A 19,031-nucleotide genomic window follows, 5' to 3' on the forward strand; every position below is an offset into this window, starting at 1 on the left:
GGACATGATGAACAGGGATTTGCAACACATGATCGACGCACTGTCTGCCTGTTTCGCACGCTTGGGGTTCGAGCGTGATGAACACGCGTTGCTTGACGTATGTGTCAGCGCGGCGGCCCGGATGAGCCAGTGCGACGTCAGCCAGTTGTACCTGCTCGATGAAGTGACCGGCGGGCTTGAACTGATCGCCCAACATCTTGCCCAGGTGCCGTCGCTCGCCGTAGTGCCTTCACGGCCTGGTCAGCATTCCCAACAGTTGCTGCACGACACCTTGACCCAGGGCACAGCGTTGAGCCTGGAGGATGTGCAAGGCAGCGGCCATGACACGTGTTTCCTGCCAGCATTGGCGACACCTTGGCGGGCACTCTTAAGCGTGCCGCTGTTCAACCGGTGCGAACGCATGACTGGTGTGCTGGTGTGCGCCCGCCAACACCCGGCCCAGCTGCAAGGCTACGCTCCCTCCTTGGGGCATTTGGGCAGCTTCGCCGTCAACCAGTTGCGCATACTGCGCGATGGCCAGCCCAACGTTGGCACACAGCCCGAATGCAACACACCCTTGGCTGGTGCATACGGCTTGATTGGCACCAGCGTGGCGATGGAGCAGGCGTGCCGGCTGATCAGTAAAGTCTTGAACACCCCTTACACCGTGCTACTGCAGGGCGAGACCGGCACGGGCAAGGAAGTGGTGGCCCGGGCCATTCACGCGGCCGGGCCGCGTAAGGCGAAGGCGTTTGTGGTGCAAAACTGCGCGGCGTTCCCGGAAGGGTTGCTTGAAAGCGAGCTGTTCGGTTACCGCAAAGGCGCGTTCACGGGTGCCGAACGCAATCACGCGGGGCTGTTCGACACCGCACATGGCGGTACGTTGCTGTTGGATGAGATCGGCGATATGCCGCTGCCCTTGCAAGCCAAATTGCTACGGGTATTGCAGGAGGGTGAGGTTCGCCCGCTGGGCGCCAGTGCGGCACACAAGGTCGACGTGCGCATCATTGCCGCGACCCACCGCGACCTCGCGGCGATGGTCGCCGAAGGGCGCTTTCGTGAAGACCTCTATTACCGACTGGCTCAGTTCCCCATCACCTTGCCGGCCCTGCGCGAGCGAGACGGCGATGTGCTGCAACTGGCGCGCCATTTCACGGCCAAGGTGTGCGCAGCGTTGGGCAGGCCACCTGTCGAGTGGTCGAATACGGCCCTCGATCAACTCTCCAGCCACGGTTTTCCCGGCAACGTGCGCGAGCTCAAATGCCTGGTGGAGCGTGCCGTGTTGCTGTGTGACGACCGCGTAATTCGGCCCGAACACCTGGCGCTGCCCCTGGCACCAAAGCCGGCCACTCCCGATGACGTGACGCTGCGCCAACGTATGGAGCGAGTGGAGCGCACGTTCCTGCTCGACTGCCTGCACAAGAACCACGGCAATCGCACCCGTACCGCGCGGGAGCTTGGGGTCGCCCGGCGTACCCTGCTTTACCGTCTGGCCCGTTTGAACATTCCCTTTGGTGATGCCCGGGAGGAACGCTGAATGACGCACTCGATTTTTACTGGGGGAGAAGCCTGATGCCTGATCGTGCGTGGCACGTCGTCGTGCTGGTGATGTGTTTGTTGGGAGGCTGTAACGCCAACTATGTGTTCGATGATGCCGAGTACCACCCCTTGGGTGATCCGCAGGCGATCATTCGTGGCCGCTGAAAGGAGAGGGCATGAAGCTGCAGCTTGTGTTTGAGGTCTGCGCGTGCGAAAGCGACAAGAGCCTACTTTTGGCCCGCAAAGTATTTGACGGTGCAGGCGGCGTGATCGGGCGCGGCCCTGGATGTGACTGGGTGATCCCTGACGCCAGCCGCGTACTCTCCAGCCATCATGGGTTGATCGGTTACCGTGAAGGCCGTTATTTCCTCACGGATATCAGCCGCAACGGTATAGGGCTGGCCAGCAGTCCTGAGCGCCTGCGCAAGGGGCAGGCGCGATTGATCAGTGACGGTGACGTCTTCGAGCTGGGGGTATTGACGATACGTGCGCGCCTGCTGGAATCGACGCGACCTTCCGACGAGTTGCTGACGCCCGCGGCAGTACCGATCCCCGATGACGCTTTCCTGTCGCTGGACCCGCTGCACGGCTTGGAGCTTGATCGCCAGCTGCAGGCCACCTCGGATGATCTGGAGGCCTTGAACAAGAGCGCCGATGAGCAAGCGATATGGGCAGATCACTTTGGGGCCGATAGCGAGCACGTGGCATTGCCGCGTCGGCAAGCCCCTTCGATAGGGGTTGCCGCCGTACCCGCTGTTGCGATGACGCCGTCGACCAACGAGGTGTTCTGGTCACAATTTGCAGCGGTCCTGGGTGTCGACCTTACGGCCCTCGACACGCTGGCCCGGGAGGCACTGGCGATCAAGGTGGCACGCTTGTTTCGGTTGACGATCGAAGGGCTGCAACACGGTTTGCGCACTCGGGAAGAACTGAATAACGAATTGGGTACGGCGGCGTTCGCCAGTCAGGGCACGGGCCAGAACCCCTTGAAAGTGTATCGCGACACCGATGCTGCGTTGGCCGCGATGCTCGATACCCGGGAGTTGGGGCAACTGCCTGCCGTGCGCGCCATTGCCCAGGTGCACCGAGAACTGCAGGTGCATCAGATTGCGCTGCTGGCCGCTTGTCGAAGCGCCATACGTAACGCCCGCGCGGCCTTTGAGCCCAGCCACCTGTTGGGGTGCTTTGAGTCCCAGGGCAAATCGGCCGGGTTTTTCTCCGATGGCGGGCATTGGCGGGCCTACCAGCGTCACTACCAGCGTGTGGTGGCGCAAGAACAGCAGAATGATCGCCCGTTGGGCGGCGACTTCGCCAAAGCCTACGAGGAGCAGTTGCGCCTGCTCTCCAGCCTGCACATTGATTTTCCAGGATGATAGTCATGTATCGAGCCACCCTTGTTTCGCTGTTGCTCTTGTGCGGGCTATTGGCGGGCTGCAGCGCCGTCTCACCATTCTCCACGCTGACCAAGCTGGATGTGGCGCTGACCGCCAGCGAGCTCGTCAACCCGGACCTGCACGGTCGTCCTTCTCCCGTGGTGGTGCAGTTGATCGAACTGCGCCATGGCGTCGCCTTTGAACATGCCGACTTCTTCAGCCTGTATGGCAATGCGCAGCAGGCGCTGCCCAAGGACTGGGTCGGCAGCGAGGAGGTTGAACTGCGCCCGGGTGACCGGCTGGCGCTCAAACTGCGCATCGCTCCTGAGAGCCGTTTTGTGGGAGTGCTGGCCGCTTATCGAGATTTGCCCCATGTCCAGTGGCGGCTGTTGGTGCCCTTGACGGTGCAGCAACGCAACCGTGCCGAGCTGGTGCTGGACCAGGGCGGTATACGTGTTGCTGACCCGCTCGCTGCTGTGGAGACGCAATAACATGCAGGTTCATAAAGTTATCTGGCAGGAAGGCATGTTGTTGCGGCCACAGCACTTGCAGCACAACGACCGTTATTACCAGCAGCAGCTCAATCAGACCCGCCTGCTGGGCAGTGACACCTGGGGTTTGCTCACGCTCGAACTCAATACACAGTACCTCAAGCTGGGCAAGCTGGTGGTCAACCAGGCCAGTGGCGTGTTACCGGACGGCAGCCTGTTTGAATTGAATGCCGCCATGGAGCCGCTGGTGCTGCAGGTGCCAAAGGATGCAGGCACGCAAGGGGTTTACCTGGCGCTGCCGCTGGCCAGCGGCAGTCACCTTGAGGTCCGCCAGCCTGCGCAAAGCGAGGTGTTGGCGCGCTACCTCAGCTGTGAAGTGGAAGTGGGAGACTCCAACGTGGGCGTGGATACGCGTTGCCGAATCCACTGCGCGCGCCCGGATTTACGTCTTGTGCTGGGTGAACAGCCGGGTGACCAGCACTTCGTCAAGCTCAAGGTGGCCCAGGTACTGAACGCCAGCAATGAGGGCGGCGTGAATCTGGATACGGCGTTCATCCCGACGTTTATCTTCGTGCAGGAGCACGGGTACGTGGCGTCGTGCCTCAAGGAGGTAATTGGCCTGCTTGCCAGCCGGGGCGATGCCATCGCGGCGCGCATTCGTGGCGAGAGCACAGCCGCAGGCACGCACATCGTCGATTTCCTGATGCTGCAAGTGATCAATCGTAGCGAGCTGGAGCTGCGCCACTGCCTGAGCCAGGCGCGGGTGCGGCCCGAAGCGGTGTTCCGTGCGCTGGTGTCGCTGCTTGGGGAGCTATCAACCTTCACCACTGACAGCAAACGCGCGCAGTTGGATGTTCATTACCAACACGGTGATCAGGGCGCCAGTTTTCGCGCTCTGATGGCGCAGTTGCGCATGGCGCTGTCGGTGGTGCTGGAGCAACAGGCGATCGAGTTGACATTGCAGCCACGCCAATACGGCGTTCTGGTATGCCCGGTCAACGAGTTGAAACTGCTGGGCACCGCCACCTTCATCCTGGCAGCCACCGCGCAGTGTGAGGCGCATGAACTACGCCAGCGCCTGCCGGCACACCTGAAAGTCGCGCCGGTTGAGCGCATACGCGAGTTGGTCAACCTGCACTTGGCCGGTATCAAGGTCAAACCCTTGCCAGTGGCGCCGCGACAGATTCCGTTCCATGCCGGCAAGACCTATTTCATGCTCGATATGAGCCCCCGTGATATCGCGCAGATGGAGCAGTCGGGCGGTTTCGCTTTCCACGTAGGGGGTGAATTCACCGGGCTTGAACTCGACTTCTGGGCCATCAGGAACTGAATGCCATGGACAGTGAATACACCCAGGATGAAAAAACCGTCCTGCTCGACCGGGAGACTCATGAGCCTGCCCAGGGGCCGTTGACGGATTTCCCGTCGCCGCCGCGCTACGAACAGTTGGAAGACCGCATGATCTACGCGGGCCACAGGCTCGATACCCAGAGCTTTCAGGCAGGGCTCAACCCGCTGGTTGCCGCAGCCTGGGCGGTATTGTTTGAAGTTATAGGGCTCAGGGTCTGCTCCGGCCGTGAAAACCTGGGCACACTCAACGATCGGTTAGCGTTGGCGGTGACTCAGTTCGAAACCCGCGCCTTGCAGGGCGGCGTGGAGAACAGCCAGGTCATGTCGGCACGCTATGTGTTGTGCAGCGTGATCGATGAGGCGGTGGTGACGACCCCGTGGGGGGCGCAAAGCGAATGGTCGAAGATGAGCCTGTTGAGCCGCTTTCATAACGAAACCTTTGGCGGCGAAAAAGTGTTCCAGTTGCTGGAGCGCCTCACGCGCGACCCGGTGAAGCACCTGGCGATGCTGGAGTTGCTGTACCTGTGCCTGTCCCTGGGGTTCGAAGGCAAATACCGGGTGATGGAGCGGGGCGTGTCGCAACTTGAGGCGGTGCGCGATGCGTTGTATCGCCAGATCAGGCATGTACGTGGGGAACCGGCGGCGGTAGCGCTACTGCCTGCCCAGCCAAAGGCCGAACGGCGCAAGCTGGTGCGTGTCATCCCTGCCACTTGGTGGGTCGGCCTCACCTTGGTATGTGTGCTGGCGATGTACACAGGGTTTGCCTGGGTACTGAGCAACGAGCGTACGCACGCGCTGCAACCCCTTCAACTGTCGGCGTCGGATCTGCTCCGCACGCCTTTGTAAACGCTGGGAGCATTGAATGATCGCATTCTTCAAGGGGATGGGCACCGTGCTGGGCAGGATTTGGGTGTGGAGCCTGTTGCTGGTGCTGTCCTGTGCGGCAATGGTGTGGTTTTTGGGGCCGCTGCTGGCGGTGGATGACCACCGTATCTGGGCCGGGGCGACTGCGCGGCTGGTCACCATCAGCAGTGTGTTCTTGCTATGGGGACTGGCGATGGCGTTTGCGGGGCCCGGTTTTGCCGCCTGGCGCCAAAGGCCGGAGCGCGAGACGCGCCAGCAGCCGATGAGGGGGGTGGAGGACGAACGCCGACACCTGCGCAGTCGGTTCAAGAAAGCCGTGCACCTGCTCAAGACGTCCCGCCATTATGGAGAGCGTAACGCACGTTGGCGTCATGAGTTGCCTTGGTACCTGTTGATCGGTGAACCGGGCAGTGGCAAGACGCAGTTGCTGGCGGCAGCGGGCTTACCGCTGGCGCTGGATCACGCGCAAGCGCGGCCGATCGGTAGCAGTGCCCATTGCGACTGGTATTTCGGCGACGAAGGTGTCCTGATCGACACCCCGGGGCGCTACCTTACCCAGCCCGACCGTTCAGTGGACGCCGCAGGTTGGGCTACCTTGCTGCAACTGCTTAGGCGGCGTCGCCGAGTGCGCCCGCTCAGCGGTGTGGTGGTGACGTTATCGGCCGATACGCTGGCGAGCGCCACTGAATACGACCTGGATCATCATGCCCGCCGCGTACATTCGCGCTTGCAGGAGATCCAACAGACGCTGCATGTGGATGTGCCGATTTACCTGGTGTTGACCCACGCCGACCAGTTGCCGGGATTCGCTGAGTACTTCGACTCACCCCTTGGAGAAAGTGCCGACAGTGTGCTTGGGCAGCACCTGCATGCCTGCGCCGAGGGTACTGACACGACGCAGGTTCGTCAGGCGGTCGAGCGATTATTGCAACGCTTGAACAGTGAACTGATTGGGCGATTGCATCAGGAGCGCAATGTCGAGCGACGTGGGCAGATGCTGGAGTTTCCCCAGCAGGCAGCACGAATGGGGGAGCGCGTCAGCCTGTTCGTTGACATGGCGTTTTGCGCTCATCGCTACCAACCCATCAACGGTTTGCGAGGGTTCTTCTTGACCTGCGCCGATGGCAGGCACCCGCGCTTTGTGCAGGGCCTGTTCAGCCAGGTGATCTTCGCCGAGGCCGACCTTGCGGGTTTGCAGGCTCAGGAACAGCAACGTCTGCGTTGGCGCCAGGGCGCGCAGTCGATGGCTGCGGCGCTGGTTATTGGCGGTGTCGGCGGGCTATGGGGGCACAGTTACTCCGTCAACCACCAACGCTTGGCGCAATTGGCGGCGCTGACCTCACACCCGCCGCTCGCCCTTGCGGCCGGCGATGAAAGCACGGCGCTGTTGGCGCTGTTGGACGCGCGACTGGCGGCGACCCAGGTTTTTCCAGAGCCGGCAGATGTACGCCTGGTGGAGCGCACCGGACTGTATCAGGGCGAACTGAGCCGTCCCAGCGTCGATCAAGCCTATGATCACGCGCTGCAAAAGCCATTTCTGGCCTGGACAGCCGCCCAATTGGAAGAACAGGTAATTGCCAGTCTCGGGGACCGGGAGCGGCTGCTCGACGACCTGCGGGCCTACCTGATGCTCAATCTGCGCGAACGCCGTGACACGACCTGGCTGGCAGAACATATTGCGAGCCTTTGGTCGGTGCGATTTGCCGGGGATATGCCAACACAGAAGCGCCTCAATGTGCATCTTGCGAGGTTGCTGGAGCAACCCTTTGTGGTGTCACTCAACCAGGAACGGCTGGCCCAGGCCCGTGAAGCGCTGAGGGGCGAATCGTTGGCCGATGGGGTCTATCGTGTATTGCGCGAACAAGCGCGCGGCCTGGAACCGTTGCGGCTGGCCGAGGGTAAGGTGTTCGCCGCTATCGACCCGCCTGTGCCGGGGTTCTATACCAAACGCTATGTGCAGTACTTCGAGGCGCAGGGCCCGCGCTTGGTCAACGCCATCACCCAGGACAACTGGGTACTCGGGCAGGGCTCCGACCTGGGGCCTCAGGACTTGCGGCGCCTGATGGCTGAATTGCAGCAGCGCTATTTCAGCGAGTATGCCGATGCCTGGAGCGATGCGCTTGGCCGAGTCAGGCTGCAAGAGACCGACAACCTGCGCCAGGATGCCGAGCAACTGATGAACCTGACGTCAGCGCAATCGCCCTTGATTCGTCTGTTGCAACAGGTGCGTGAAAACACGCGCCTGTTGCCAGGCCATGGGCTGCTGGACAAAGTGGCCCAGCAGTCGGTAGACCTGGGCGAGATGGCCAAGTCGCGGTTGACGGCAGGGCAGACGGCTATTGTCGAGGCGCCGCGGCGCGCCTTGCAGCGCCGCTTTGAGCCTTTGCATCAATTGCTGGATGAGCAGCAAAACCCCGGCGTAGAGCTGACTCAGGCGTTGCGCCTGCTGGATGAAGTACACCTGCAACTGACGGCATTGAACCGTGACAGCGCACCCGAGCAGGCGGCTTTCCTGCGCGCCAGGCAGCGCATGGAGGGCCAGCAGGATGCATTGGGCAATCTGCGTGACGCCGCCGCGCGCCTGCCGCTGCCCGTTGCCGGCTGGCTCGAAGGTGTGGCCGATGACCGTTGGCGGCATCTGCTGGAGCAGGCCTATGTGCACGTCAACCAACGTTATCAGAGCGAGGTGCATAGCCTTTACGCCAAGGCGATCGGCCGACGTTACCCATTCAATGCGCACGCCAGCAGTGAGGTCGCCCTTCACGATTTTCAGGAGTTCTTCAAGCCACGCGGGGTAATGGCGCGCTTTTATGAGGGCTACCTGCGGCCTTTTATCAGCGTCGACGGCAGCCGCTACCGACTGCGTGGGCTGGATGGCCAGAGTTTGCCGGTTTCGCGTGCGCTGCTGGAGCAATTGATGAAAACTCAGGTCATCCGCCGCGGTTTTTTTACCGAAGACGCGGGGGAGTTATCTGTGCGATTCACCTTGGCGCCCTACAGCCTGGACCCATCGGTCAGCCGTGCGATCCTGCGGTTTGGCGACCAGCAATTGGAGTATCGCCACGGTCCGATCGTACCCATGGCGTTCCATTGGCCCACCGATGCAGACAATGGGCGCAGCAGCCTCGTTCTGGAGAGAGGCACGGAGCAGCGACCCTTGGGTATCGAAAAGAACACCGGGGCGTGGTCGTTGTTCCGGTTTCTGGATCTGCTGCAGAAAGAGCCCGCCAGTGGCCGAAATATACAGATCCTCAAGGCAGACCTCGCCGGCCTGCGTGCCAATTACCGGCTCACCAGCCAGCGTACACCTGGCCCGTTTGACATGGACTCATGGCGTACCTTTCGCCTGCCGGAGCAGCTGTGAACCCGATGGAGGCCCCGTGGCGCAGCGCCGGGCGCACGCAGCGAGGCCAGGCGCGGTTGCGCAATGAGGATGCGTTCCTGGACAACCCGCGCGCGGGTTGCTGGGCGGTGGCGGACGGCATGGGCGGGTATCGGCACGGGGATGTCGCCAGCCAGTGGGTGGTCAGCCAGTTGGCGTCAGTGTCGGCGGACGGCAACCTTGACCAACGTATTCAGGCGATTCGCCACAGGTTGCAGGACGTCAACCAAGGGGTGAGGCGCGCATGGACAGAGCCTGGCGCAAGCGGTGACGTGACGATGGGCAGCACCGTGGTTGCCCTGTTGCTGGAGAAGGGCCGGGCAGCCTGCCTATGGGCGGGGGACAGTCGTTGCTATCTATGGCGCGACCAGAGCCTTTATCAGTTGTCGAAGGACCACTCGCTGCTGCAGCGCCTTATGGACGAGCGGCAGTTGAGTGCGGCGCAAGCCCAGGCCTACCCGGGTGCCAGGGCCTTGACCCGGGCCGTTGGCGCGCGTTCGCGTTTGCACCTTGAAGTACTGGAACTGCGCACCCGCCCAGGGGACGTGTTTTTGTTGTGCAGTGATGGCTTGTATCAGGGCCTCAGCCACGTTGACCTGGGGCGGGCGTTGAGCATGGGCACGCCTCAACGGGCAGTGGAACGGCTATTTGCAGGGGCGTTGCGCAGGCCGGTACGTGATGACCTGACCGCGGTCGTGGTGCAGCCTTGAACTCGACAGCTTCATCTTCCCGTTTATTGGCTGGGCGTTATCACCTTGAACGTGTCTTGGGCAGCGGTGGTATGGGCAGGGTGTACCGCGCGCGCGACCTGTTGCACGAGCAGTTGGGCGAACCCTGTTCCAAGGTAGCGATCAAGCTACTCGACGAACCCATTTCCCAGTGCCCCGACGCCCATGTGTTGTTGTACCGCGAGTTTGCCTTGGCCCGCAGCCTTCGGCATGAGCGTGTGGTACGGGTGTTTTCGTTTGAGGTCGATACACACAGCCACGTCGCGTTTTTCACCATGGAGTTGCTACAAGGGGTGACGCTGGACCGCCTGCTGCTGGAGTGCCCCTATTGCTTGCCCTGGCGGGAGTTGCGCCCTATCGCCTTGCAGTTACTGGATGCGCTGGTTTACACCCACCAGCAAGATGTTCTGCACGGTGACGTCAAACCCGCCAATGTCATGGTGGGCGAGGAGGGCGTGCGCTTGTTCGATTTTGGCCTGGGCCATGCTCAAGCAGAGGCTGCCGTAGGGTTGCCGAGTGTCAGCCGCAGTCGTTTCAATGCCTGGACACCTGCCTACGCCGCCCCGGAACTGTTGGCCGGCGGTGCGCTGACCGCTGCCGCCGACCTTTACGGCGTGGCATGCATCCTGTACGAACTGGCCCACGGCAGTCGCGTTGGCAAGCGCGCCTTTACAGACCGGCTGCCCCGACCCGCGCAGTTGCCCAGGCATTGCTGGGCAGCGTTACAGGCCGCGTTGGCGATAGACCCGCAGCACCGAAGCATAACGGTCGCCGAGTTGCGTCACGTCATGGGGCGTAACCGAGCACGCTGGTGCATGTAGGGCAAAGGTCAAACGGCCAAGCCGTGCAACTGGCAGTACTGCGCCCAGTCCATGCCCGCCATTTGCGCGACTTCTTTATGCACTTCGCGGCGCTGAGCCTCGAAGGTTTCGGTGGAGTCGGCCGTCAGCTTGAGGGTCAATTCCCAGGCGAACAGCTTTAGCTGTTCAGCGTACGCTTCGAAAGCCTCATGCAGCCGTTCGGCGCGATACTGCGCCAGGGTTTCGCCCCTGGCCTGGGCTACCAGTGGGTTAAGGCTGTCCAGCTCGGCAGCGACCTGCGGTTGTTCGCGCAGGAATCTGTCCAGTGCGAGCTGGTGAGTGTCGTTAGGTGCCGACATAGGTAGACACCTTAATGAGAAGGGTGGGAGCTGCTATCGGACGTGCGTGCGTTGAGGTGATGGCGAGCACGCTTGCGCGACCTGCGCCGCATCCAGTTCTGCAACGGCGCGAGCAAGAAAAACATCAGGTAGGCGACCAGCACCAGGGCCAGGTCTACCCAGGTTTCAGCCACAGGCCCGGTAAACAACTCAATGACGTTCTTGATCACAAACAGCAACACCACGCTGCACAACCACAGCAGGATGGTGACAAATAGAGGACGCATGTTACTTGAGCGCTTGTCTTGCATAGTGAGGTTCTCTCCTTTGGCCTGTTGTCGTTCCAGGCAAGATTCCCTGAGTGCGTACCCATTATCAGACAGGTTGTAACATCGTATAACACGCACAAAACGTGCGGATGATACCGACTCAGACAGCCTTAGGGGATGATTCAAGTCAGAAAGTTCGATAAATCTGTAAGGATTTAGTCTAGCAACCCGGCATTCACTGGCAAAAAAGCCGGGCGGGGACGGGCATAAAGGCTTTCGCTTCGGCTATCAGGGCGTGTAGCGTTAGCGGGTGTTTCCGGCCCTGATCTTCAGCGGCAGTCGGTGACAGGCAGAGGACGGCCCATGGCGCACACCCTGTTCAAACTTTTCCTGACCCAGCGCCTGGCAGTCCTGGCCAGTACGGAGTCGTTGCGAGCGATTCGTGAAGGACTGCTGTGGATCCTGCCGTGCCTGTTGGTGTCCGCAGGTTTCCTGATTCTGTCCGAATGCGCCCAGGCGCTGGGTTTCGATCCGCAGGTGGTGAGTTTCCTGGCGGAGTTGCATAAACAGATCAGTTCGGTGATCCCACTGCTGGTCGCGGCCTCCATCGGTTATATGTTGGCGATTCAACACCGTCTGCCACAGCTGCCGGTCGCGTTTCTGTGCCTGGCCCATGTGGTGGTCGCCACCTTCGTGCTGCGTGAGTACCCACGTGCTTCGGCCACGTTCCTACTCTTTATTGCCATTGCTTCGCCCTTGATCAATGTGCCGGCCATCGCCTGGCTGCACCGCTTTCGCTGGACGCGCCTGGTCAACCAGGACCTGGTCGGCCATAACCTCAAGGGCACCATCAACATGGTGATACCCGGCGCACTCACGGCCTTGTCGTTGGTGGCGGTGTTGTCGTTGCTGCTGTTGATCCCCCATGTGGCGCAAATCCAGGGGCCGCAGGTGCTTGATGCGTTGCAGACGCCTTACGGCAGCGGGTTGTTTGTCACCCTGATGAATTCGCTGCTGTGGTTCTTCGGGATTCACGGCGTGTATGCCATGCAGCCGTTATTCGATGCATTGGACCAGGCGGTGGCGCTCAATGGCGCAGCGTTGGCGGCGGGGGAGCCGGTGCTGTACCTGCTCAACAACGGCTTGCTGGGCAGTTTTGCGTTTATCGGTGGCTCGGGCGCAACCTTATGCCTGTTATTGGCGATCCTGCTGTTTTCCAAGAGCCAGTCCATGCGCTTGCTGGCGGTGGCCAGTTTGCCGCTGTCATTATTCAATGTCAGCGAAGTGCTGTTGTTCGGTTTGCCGATCATCCTCAACCCGCGCCTGTTCATACCATTTCTATTGGTGCCGGCGTTCAACGCGATGGTGGCGTTGATGGTGGTGCAACTGGGCTGGGTCTCACCGGCGGTGGCCAGCGTGCCCTTTACCGCCCCGGTGCTGCTCAACGCGTACCTCAGCACCCATGGCGATGTGGCGGCGGTGGTGTTGCAGGTCGTTCTGCTGACGGCTGGTACGCTGGTGTATGCGCCCTACGTCAGGGCGATTCATCGCCAGTCCAGCGATGGCGGTACGGTGTACCTCAAATCCCTGGACATGACGTTTCGCGGCCTCGAAGAGAAAGGCCGCCTGCTGGAGTTCGACCCGGTGCTGGCAACTCACCAGACCTTGGCCCGCCAGGCCGCTGAGTTGAACCGTATCCAGCAGATCAGTGATTACGAGTTCTACCTTGAGTTTCAACCCCAGGTCTCCACCCGCACCGGTTTGTGCACCGGCTGCGAGGCGCTGATGCGCGCCCGGGACAGCCAGGGCACGGTGCATTCGCCCTGGGAGTTCCTGCAATGGCTGGCGCACGCCAGGCTGATGCCGGACGTGGATGTGTGGGTGGCGTCCCAGGCCGTGCGTCAGTATCAGAAATGGCTGAAGGTGGGTTTTGAACTGCCGATGACCATCAATATTTCCAGCGCCACGCTCAAGGACGCCGCCTATGGCGACCGTCTGGTGGAAATTCTTGCCCAGGCCCGAGGGCAGGTGTCAGTGGAAATTACCGAAGACGCGCTGGTCAGTGATATCCCGGCCACTCGCCAGACCATCCAGAAGCTGCAGGGCATGGGGGCCAAGGTCTATCTGGATGATTTTGGCACTGGGTTTTCTGCGCTGAGTTACTTGCATCAGTTTCCTGTGGATTTCATCAAGATTGACCGCAGTTTTGTGGTGGCCCAGCGTGACCCTAAAGGCGCCCAGGTGCTGACCGGTATGTTGCGCTTCTGCGAGGCCTTGGATTTGGGTGTGGTGGTAGAGGGGGTGGAGACGGCTGAGCAGTTGGCGTTCTTGAGTCATGGGCCTGAGTTGTTTATTCAGGGGTGGTATTTCAGCAAGGCGCTGCCTGGGGATCAGATGCCACGCTTTGTGCGCGAGCGCAGGGCGTTGGTGTGATGGCCGACGCTGACACCCCGCGGTCCAACTGTGGGAGCTGGCTTGCCTGCGATGACGGCCTGACGGGTGACGCCTATCTACCTGCCGCACTGCGATCAAACTGTGGGAGAGGGCTTGCTCGCGAAGGCGGCCTGGCAGGCGACACAGTTGGATTATGTACATATCCATTCCTGCGGTAACGGCCACTTAGGGTTCCGCCCTGACGGCGGCTCACTTTTGAAGAGCCGGAATGCCGGCCCAGACAAAAGTAAGCAAAACGCTCTTGCCCCACCACTCGGCACCTCGCCTAGGCTCGGTGTGCCCGAACACAGTCTTGAATCCGTGGGCCACGAATTCAAGCCTGCGTTCGGCCAGCGTGGTTTAACAGGGCGCCTAAGATCAAGATCAAAAGCAGATCAAGATCAAGAGCGGCTCGCTTCGCATCGTGGTTACCGTTGGTTGCCAAGCCTTTGAAAGAATTTTCCTACAGGTGTTGACCTTGCCACTACGGGAACCTTTAGGCTTTTTTCCGAGTATGCCCAACCACAAAAACAAGATTCAGGGGTTATCAATGGATACTGCTGCCCTGCAACAACGCTCGGATTCCGATCTCTTCACCACCGCCTCGCGGCTGATGACGAATGCCTTGGAACCTGGCGCCAATTACACCCAGGTCACCCGCGCGCTGGAAGCGCTGCTCGCACTGACTCGGCAAGGCCTGGCGGGAGACGCTGGCGCCTACGCGCATTACCAGTCAGCCTTGCTGCAATTGCACATTCCCGGTGACCCACGCACCGAACCGACCCGGCGCTGGATGGCCAGCGAGGTTTACCGCGTCGAAGATGAGTTCGCCGCCGACTTGCCGGGCTTCACCGCGTTGCCGGTGGAGGCGTTCCGTCAGCAGGTCGACGCTGAAATCGCTGCACGCAGCCGGGTCAACCACCCGATGTCGGTGCACCTGTTCCAAGGGACGCCGCCGGTGCAGGATGTGCGCTTCTTCCTGGAGCATCACTGGACCCGTTCCTACAACTTCTACAGCCTGCTGGCCGAACTGGCCTTTCGCTTCGAAGCCATCGAAGACGCCTCGGTGTTTTACCGCAACCTGTACGGTGAAGCAGGGGCTGAGACGCCGCAGCGTTCGCACCCGGCGATGCTCGCCCATCTGATGGAGTATTTCGATATTCCGCTGGCCATCGACTTCCCCGCGCTGCATCCGCTGGAAAAGGCCTACCTGAATAATCGCATTCGCTGTGTGCGCCACACGGATGTCGCCTGGGGCCTTGCACTGCTCTATGCGGTGGAGTCTGTCAGTTGCGTCAACCATCGGCGCATCTACGAGCTGTTGCAGCGCCTCGACGTTCCAGAGCAGCCCAGCGAATTCCACCGCTTGCATGGCACCCAGGATGAGATCGACACCGAGGAAATGTGGGCCCTGATTGCCAAGTTTGCCAGCGAGGAGGGCTTTCAGCGCACGTTCATGCGCGCACTCAAGCGCCACTTCGAAATCAACAAGGCCTACTTCGACAGCCTGTGGCAGCAGATGCAGGCCCAACGCCTGTCTGCCTGAACGACCTGCGATCCGAAAACAAAAATAATGGAGCACATGATGAGCCCACGTAATTTTTCCCTGCCGCAATTGCAAAATATTCACACGGCCGAAGCCCGTCTGTTGGCGGAAGCCTTGAAGCCGGACGCGACGTTCAATCGCATCGAAATTGCCGCCAATATGCTGCGCGCCCTGTGCGAGACCGGCCAACGCGGTGACGCCGCGAATGCGGCGCAGTGCCAGCAATTGCTGTACATCCTGTCGCTGAGCGATGACGTGGCCACCGCCTCGACCCGGCGTTGGCTGGCGAATGCCGTTTACAGCGTGCAAGAGCGTTTCATGCCGTCAGCCGACCTGGCATCGCCCTTGTCCGAGGCCGGTTTCCAGCAGCGCCTGGAAGAGCAGATTGCCGCGCAGTCGCGGGAAAACCATCCGATGTCGCAGTATGTGTTTGAAGGCAAAGCCTCTCGCGAGCAACTGCAGGTGTTTTTGCGCCACCAATGGTTCCGCACATACCGCCTGTACCGGGACGCCGCCGACCTGCTGGTCAACCTGACTGACGTAGACGAGGCGGCCGCCTTGGCGCGTTATCTCTACGGTGAGTTGGGCGAAGAGGATGAGCAGCGTTCCCACCCGAAGCTGCTGGCCAAGTTGCTTGCCGCCGTGGGCCTGAATGCCGATTTCGAGGCGCTCTCGACGATGCCCGAGGAAATCGCCTACCTCAACAACCGCGCCCGCTGTTTCCGCAACCCCGATGTCGGCTGGGGCCTGGCGGTGTTCTACATCACTGAACTGGTGGTGCCGGGCAACCACGGCAAGTTGTACAACGCCCTGCGCAATGCGGGCTTGAGCCAGGACGACGCGGAGTATTACGAAGTGCATATCAGCCTGGTGCCGCCACGGGCCAAGCGTGAATGGGCACTGATCTCACGGCGTATTCCTGACCTCGGGTTCCAGAACGCGTTCCTGACGTCTTTGGCCGAGCACTTCCGGCTGGAGCGGGCTTACTACGATGCAGTCTGGGAACACGTGCAACGCGTGAAGTAGCCCTCCTTAGGACAACGCGAGTAACTCGACATGCCAAGTCATATCACTGAATCCCGTATCCACGGGGGGCGCTTACTCGTCCCCGGAATTTGCCGCGATCTTCTCTGATGCCAATCAGGTGCAGAAGTGGCTTGATGTTGAAACGGCGCTGGCGGCGACCCAGGCGCAGATGGGCCTCATCCCCCACGAGGCCGCCCGGGAGATTGCCCGGGTAGCCAGCGTGGAACTGCTGGACCTCGACGCGTTGGGGCGCGAGGGCCTGGAAACCGGGCACATCCTGGTGCCGACCCTGCGCGCCTTGCAGGGGTTATGTGCCGATGGGCTGGGTGAATACGTGCATTACGGCGTCACCACCCAGGACATCCTCGACACCGGCCTCATCCTGCAAATCCGCGATGCCTGGGGCCTGGTGGTGCAGCGCCTGCGCGGCATCCGTGGGCATTTGCTCACGCTCGCCTTGCGCCACAAGCACACGCCGATGGTCGCCAGGACTCATGGGCAGCACGCACTGCCCACCACGTTTGGCTACAAGGTGGCGGTGTGGGTCGATGAGATCGATCGGCACCTTGAACGCTTTGACGAAGCCTATGCGCGGGTGATGGTCGGTAACCTGACCGGCGCCGTGGGCACCCTGGCCGGGCTTGGCCCGCAGGGTTTGGATGTGCAGCGCCGCACCCTGGAAAGCCTGGGCCTGGCGGCGCCATTGAGCAGTTGGCACAGCGCCCGCGACCGCATTCTGGAGGCGGCGTGGTTGCTGGTGCAGGCGTCGGCAACGTTGGGCCGTGTCGCCAATGAGATCTACCACCTGCAGCGCACCGAGATCGATGAAGTGCGCGAAGGCCGACGGGCAGGGCAGGTGGGGAGCAGCACCATGCCCCACAAGCAAAACCCGTCGACGGTGGACCTGATCAGTGCGCTGTCGCGGCTGGTGCGCGCTCAGATGGTTGCGCTGACCGACGCCGCGTTCCAGTTGCACGAGCGTGACGGTACCACCTGGCGCATCGAATGGGCGGCCTTGCCGGAGCTGTTCATTTACGCCGGTGCCTTGCTCGCCCGTATGGACGGCTTGCTGCTGGCTGGGCTGGAGGTGCGTGAAGCGCGCATGCGTAGCAACCTGGACGTGCTGGGCGGGCTGATCCTGTCGGAGCGGGTGATGCTCGCGCTGGCGCCTCGGTGTGGCAAGCAGACAGCCCATCACCTGGTGCACGACATCGCCCTGCAGGCCCAAGACACAGGCGTCTGCTTTCGCGACGCGCTGCTTGGTGACTCGCGGCTGCAGGGTTGTTTCAGCCCGCAAACGCTCGATGACCTGCTTGACCCGACGACCTACACGGGGCTTGCCGCCGAGATGGTCGATTTGGTGGCAACTAAAGCACTGCCTCGCGCTTGCGGCCATGGCCTTGAAGCGACGCAGGCTACCCCAGGCAATACCAGTCAGTCCCAATACGCGATGGAGGGTATGTGATGGATGCGCAAACATTGGAAGTGACCGCCCGTGCATCTTGCACCGCACGGTCGGACCACCCAGGCTTTGATCATGACGGCGAGCAATGCCGCCACGAACACAGCCACATTCTCGATTCGAAAACCCACGGTTCAGGCTATGCCGGCCCGCAGAGCCGCAAGATTTTCTGCAGTCATTGTCGCCTGCAACGTTGGCTGGACGTGGAAGCGGCGCTGGCGATGGCCCAGGCCGATGTCAACATCATCCCGCGCGAGGCGGCCCTGGAGATCGAAAAGGCCGCGTTGCTGTCGGGCATCAATGTGCGCCAACTGGCCGAGGGCGTGGCAGCCACTGGGCATTCGCTGATGCCATTGCTCAGCGCCCTGCAAAAAAACTGCAGCCCCAGTGCCCGTGAGTACGTGCATTACGGCGCTACCACCCAAGACATCCAGGACACCGCCCAGTCCCTGGAAATGCGCGATGTGCTTGATGCAATGGACCAGGCCCTGGAGACCTTGCTGGGCAAGTTGTCGACCCTGGCCGATGCGCACCGTGACTCGCTGATGGTCGCCAGGACCCACTCGATTCCCGCCTTGCCGACCACCTTCGGGCTGAAGGTCGCCGGCTGGATCGATGAGCTGTTGCGCCACCGTCAGCGCCTGGCCGAGGCGCGCCAGCGGGTGCTGGTGGTGCAGTTGTTCGGCGGGGTCGGCACCATGGCGGCGTTCGGCCCGGATGCCATGCCGATGCTAGAGCGTTTTGCCCAGCGCTTGTCGCTGCAAGTCCCCCTCACGGGCTGGCATGTGTCCCGTGACCGCGTTGCCGAGTTCGTCAGCACCCTGGCCATGGTCACCGCCTCGTTGGCCCGCGTTGCCGATGAAATCCGTACGCTCAATCGCTGGGAAATCGCTGAAGTGGAAGTGGGCTGGAGCGACCAACAGATCGGCAGCAGCACCATGCCGCACAAACGCAACCCCGAAGGTTGCGAGCAGGTGGTGGTGTTGGCGCGGCTGGCCAAGGCCCAGGTCATGCTCGCGCTGGACGCGATGATTCTTGAGCATGAGCGTGATTACCGCGGCACGCGGTTGGAGTGGTGCGCGGTCGCGGACGTTTCCCACTATGCGCTGATGGCGCTCTCGATTCTGACCGAGACCATCGACGGGCTCACCGTGAATGTGCAGAAGATGGAATGCACCGCCCAGGCCTATGGCGATGCCATCTGCACCGAAGCGGTGGTGTTCGAAATGGCGCGCAAGCTGGGCAAGAGCAGCGCTTACCAGATCATCTTCGAAGTGTCCCAGGCCAGCCAGCGCAATCACGTGTCGATCCGCGAGGCAATCGAGGCCGATGCGCGGGTGCTTGCGGTCATGAATGACGGCGCCCTGGCCCGGCTGTTCGAACCCCGGACGCACCTGGGCATGTCCGAACGCATTGTTGACAACGTGCTGGCCAAGCTCGCCGGCCACTGA

General features: G+C 61.6%; 15 protein-coding genes and 1 pseudogene. 14 read left to right on the forward strand and 2 right to left on the reverse strand.

Annotated elements, in window-relative coordinates; genetic code table 11:
* Window positions 1–4: 4 nt before the first annotated feature.
* From TX24_RS12315 to TX24_RS12355, 9 genes are read left to right on the forward strand one after another with little or no spacing between them, the layout of a single operon-like run.
* Window positions 5–1,516 carry a sigma-54-dependent Fis family transcriptional regulator gene (locus tag TX24_RS12315; RefSeq protein WP_057710432.1) on the forward strand — a complete coding sequence of 504 codons (1,512 nt, stop codon included), beginning with the start codon at window positions 5–7 and terminating at the stop codon, window positions 1,514–1,516.
* A 35-nt stretch (window positions 1,517–1,551) separates the two neighbouring features.
* Complete coding sequence (locus TX24_RS12320) at window positions 1,552–1,683, forward strand: hypothetical protein (RefSeq protein ID WP_003191783.1); 132 nt, start codon at window positions 1,552–1,554, stop codon at window positions 1,681–1,683.
* Window positions 1,684–1,694: 11 nt separating this feature from the next.
* The gene (gene tagH / locus TX24_RS12325) at window positions 1,695–2,891 is read left to right on the forward strand and encodes a type VI secretion system-associated FHA domain protein TagH (RefSeq protein WP_034135773.1); all 1,197 of its coding nucleotides are present in this window, start codon (window positions 1,695–1,697) and stop codon (window positions 2,889–2,891) included.
* 5 nt (window positions 2,892–2,896) lie between these two features.
* The gene (gene tssJ / locus TX24_RS12330) at window positions 2,897–3,382 is read left to right on the forward strand and encodes a type VI secretion system lipoprotein TssJ (protein WP_003191781.1); all 486 of its coding nucleotides are present in this window, start codon (window positions 2,897–2,899) and stop codon (window positions 3,380–3,382) included.
* Window position 3,383: 1 nt separating this feature from the next.
* A complete protein-coding gene (gene tssK / locus TX24_RS12335; protein WP_057710433.1) occupies window positions 3,384–4,712 on the forward strand; it encodes a type VI secretion system baseplate subunit TssK in 1,329 nt (442 codons plus the stop codon).
* Between the two features lie 5 nt (window positions 4,713–4,717).
* The gene (gene icmH / locus TX24_RS12340) at window positions 4,718–5,578 is read left to right on the forward strand and encodes a type IVB secretion system protein IcmH/DotU (RefSeq protein WP_003191778.1); all 861 of its coding nucleotides are present in this window, start codon (window positions 4,718–4,720) and stop codon (window positions 5,576–5,578) included.
* Between the two features lie 16 nt (window positions 5,579–5,594).
* Window positions 5,595–8,960 carry a type VI secretion system membrane subunit TssM gene (tssM, locus tag TX24_RS12345; protein WP_057710434.1) on the forward strand — a complete coding sequence of 1,122 codons (3,366 nt, stop codon included), beginning with the start codon at window positions 5,595–5,597 and terminating at the stop codon, window positions 8,958–8,960.
* 5 nt (window positions 8,961–8,965) lie between these two features.
* The gene (locus TX24_RS12350; protein ID WP_057710456.1) at window positions 8,966–9,688 is read left to right on the forward strand and encodes a PP2C family protein-serine/threonine phosphatase; all 723 of its coding nucleotides are present in this window, start codon (window positions 8,966–8,968) and stop codon (window positions 9,686–9,688) included.
* Complete coding sequence (locus tag TX24_RS12355; RefSeq protein ID WP_082628801.1) at window positions 9,685–10,527, forward strand: serine/threonine-protein kinase; 843 nt, start codon at window positions 9,685–9,687, stop codon at window positions 10,525–10,527. Before TX24_RS12350 ends, TX24_RS12355 begins: the two co-directional genes overlap by 4 nt.
* Window positions 10,528–10,535: 8 nt before the next feature.
* On the opposite strand, the gene TX24_RS12360 is transcribed toward TX24_RS12355, so the two are convergent.
* On the reverse strand, window positions 10,536–10,865 hold the full coding sequence (locus tag TX24_RS12360) for a DUF6388 family protein (RefSeq protein WP_057710435.1): 330 nt from the start codon (window positions 10,863–10,865) through the stop codon (window positions 10,536–10,538).
* Between the two features lie 11 nt (window positions 10,866–10,876).
* Window positions 10,877–11,131, reverse strand: a complete 255-nt coding sequence (locus tag TX24_RS12365) for a hypothetical protein (protein WP_223816885.1) — start codon at window positions 11,129–11,131, stop codon at window positions 10,877–10,879.
* Window positions 11,132–11,476: 345 nt separating this feature from the next.
* On the opposite strand from TX24_RS12365, the gene TX24_RS12370 reads away from it, so the two are divergent.
* The 5 genes and pseudogenes from TX24_RS12370 to TX24_RS12390 all read left to right on the forward strand — a co-directional run bounded on the left by TX24_RS12370 (window position 11,477) and on the right by TX24_RS12390 (window position 19,031).
* Window positions 11,477–13,546, forward strand: coding sequence for an EAL domain-containing protein (locus TX24_RS12370; RefSeq protein ID WP_057710436.1), 2,070 nt, complete (start codon window positions 11,477–11,479; stop codon window positions 13,544–13,546).
* A 550-nt stretch (window positions 13,547–14,096) separates the two neighbouring features.
* The gene (locus tag TX24_RS12375) at window positions 14,097–15,092 is read left to right on the forward strand and encodes an HOASN domain-containing protein (RefSeq protein ID WP_032900708.1); all 996 of its coding nucleotides are present in this window, start codon (window positions 14,097–14,099) and stop codon (window positions 15,090–15,092) included.
* A gap of 39 nt (window positions 15,093–15,131) precedes the next feature.
* Complete coding sequence (locus tag TX24_RS12380; RefSeq protein WP_003191763.1) at window positions 15,132–16,118, forward strand: HOASN domain-containing protein; 987 nt, start codon at window positions 15,132–15,134, stop codon at window positions 16,116–16,118.
* Between the two features lie 30 nt (window positions 16,119–16,148).
* Window positions 16,149–17,583, forward strand: a pseudogene (purB, locus tag TX24_RS12385) (adenylosuccinate lyase).
* Entirely contained in the window at window positions 17,583–19,031 is a 1,449-nt protein-coding gene (locus TX24_RS12390) for a class-II fumarase/aspartase family protein (protein ID WP_034126088.1), read from the forward strand. The pseudogene purB and the gene TX24_RS12390 overlap by 1 nt, the downstream one beginning before the upstream one ends.

It is taken from the genome of Pseudomonas lactis (assembly GCF_001439845.1).
Lineage (GTDB): Bacteria > Pseudomonadota > Gammaproteobacteria > Pseudomonadales > Pseudomonadaceae > Aquipseudomonas > Aquipseudomonas lactis.

Coding starts and splice junctions, on each gene's coding strand:
- TX24_RS12360 (WP_057710435.1), bottom strand. CDS start 10,865: ATGTCGGCACCTAACGACACTCACCAGCTCGCACTGGACAGATTCCTG.
- TX24_RS12390 (WP_034126088.1), top strand. CDS start 17,583: ATGGATGCGCAAACATTGGAAGTGACCGCCCGTGCATCTTGCACCGCA.
- icmH (WP_003191778.1), top strand. CDS start 4,718: ATGGACAGTGAATACACCCAGGATGAAAAAACCGTCCTGCTCGACCGG.
- TX24_RS12380 (WP_003191763.1), top strand. CDS start 15,132: ATGAGCCCACGTAATTTTTCCCTGCCGCAATTGCAAAATATTCACACG.
- TX24_RS12370 (WP_057710436.1), top strand. CDS start 11,477: ATGGCGCACACCCTGTTCAAACTTTTCCTGACCCAGCGCCTGGCAGTC.
- TX24_RS12350 (WP_057710456.1), top strand. CDS start 8,966: ATGGAGGCCCCGTGGCGCAGCGCCGGGCGCACGCAGCGAGGCCAGGCG.
- TX24_RS12375 (WP_032900708.1), top strand. CDS start 14,097: ATGGATACTGCTGCCCTGCAACAACGCTCGGATTCCGATCTCTTCACC.
- TX24_RS12320 (WP_003191783.1), top strand. CDS start 1,552: ATGCCTGATCGTGCGTGGCACGTCGTCGTGCTGGTGATGTGTTTGTTG.
- TX24_RS12315 (WP_057710432.1), top strand. CDS start 5: ATGATGAACAGGGATTTGCAACACATGATCGACGCACTGTCTGCCTGT.
- TX24_RS12365 (WP_223816885.1), bottom strand. CDS start 11,131: ATGCGTCCTCTATTTGTCACCATCCTGCTGTGGTTGTGCAGCGTGGTG.
- tagH (WP_034135773.1), top strand. CDS start 1,695: ATGAAGCTGCAGCTTGTGTTTGAGGTCTGCGCGTGCGAAAGCGACAAG.
- tssM (WP_057710434.1), top strand. CDS start 5,595: ATGATCGCATTCTTCAAGGGGATGGGCACCGTGCTGGGCAGGATTTGG.
- tssJ (WP_003191781.1), top strand. CDS start 2,897: ATGTATCGAGCCACCCTTGTTTCGCTGTTGCTCTTGTGCGGGCTATTG.
- tssK (WP_057710433.1), top strand. CDS start 3,384: ATGCAGGTTCATAAAGTTATCTGGCAGGAAGGCATGTTGTTGCGGCCA.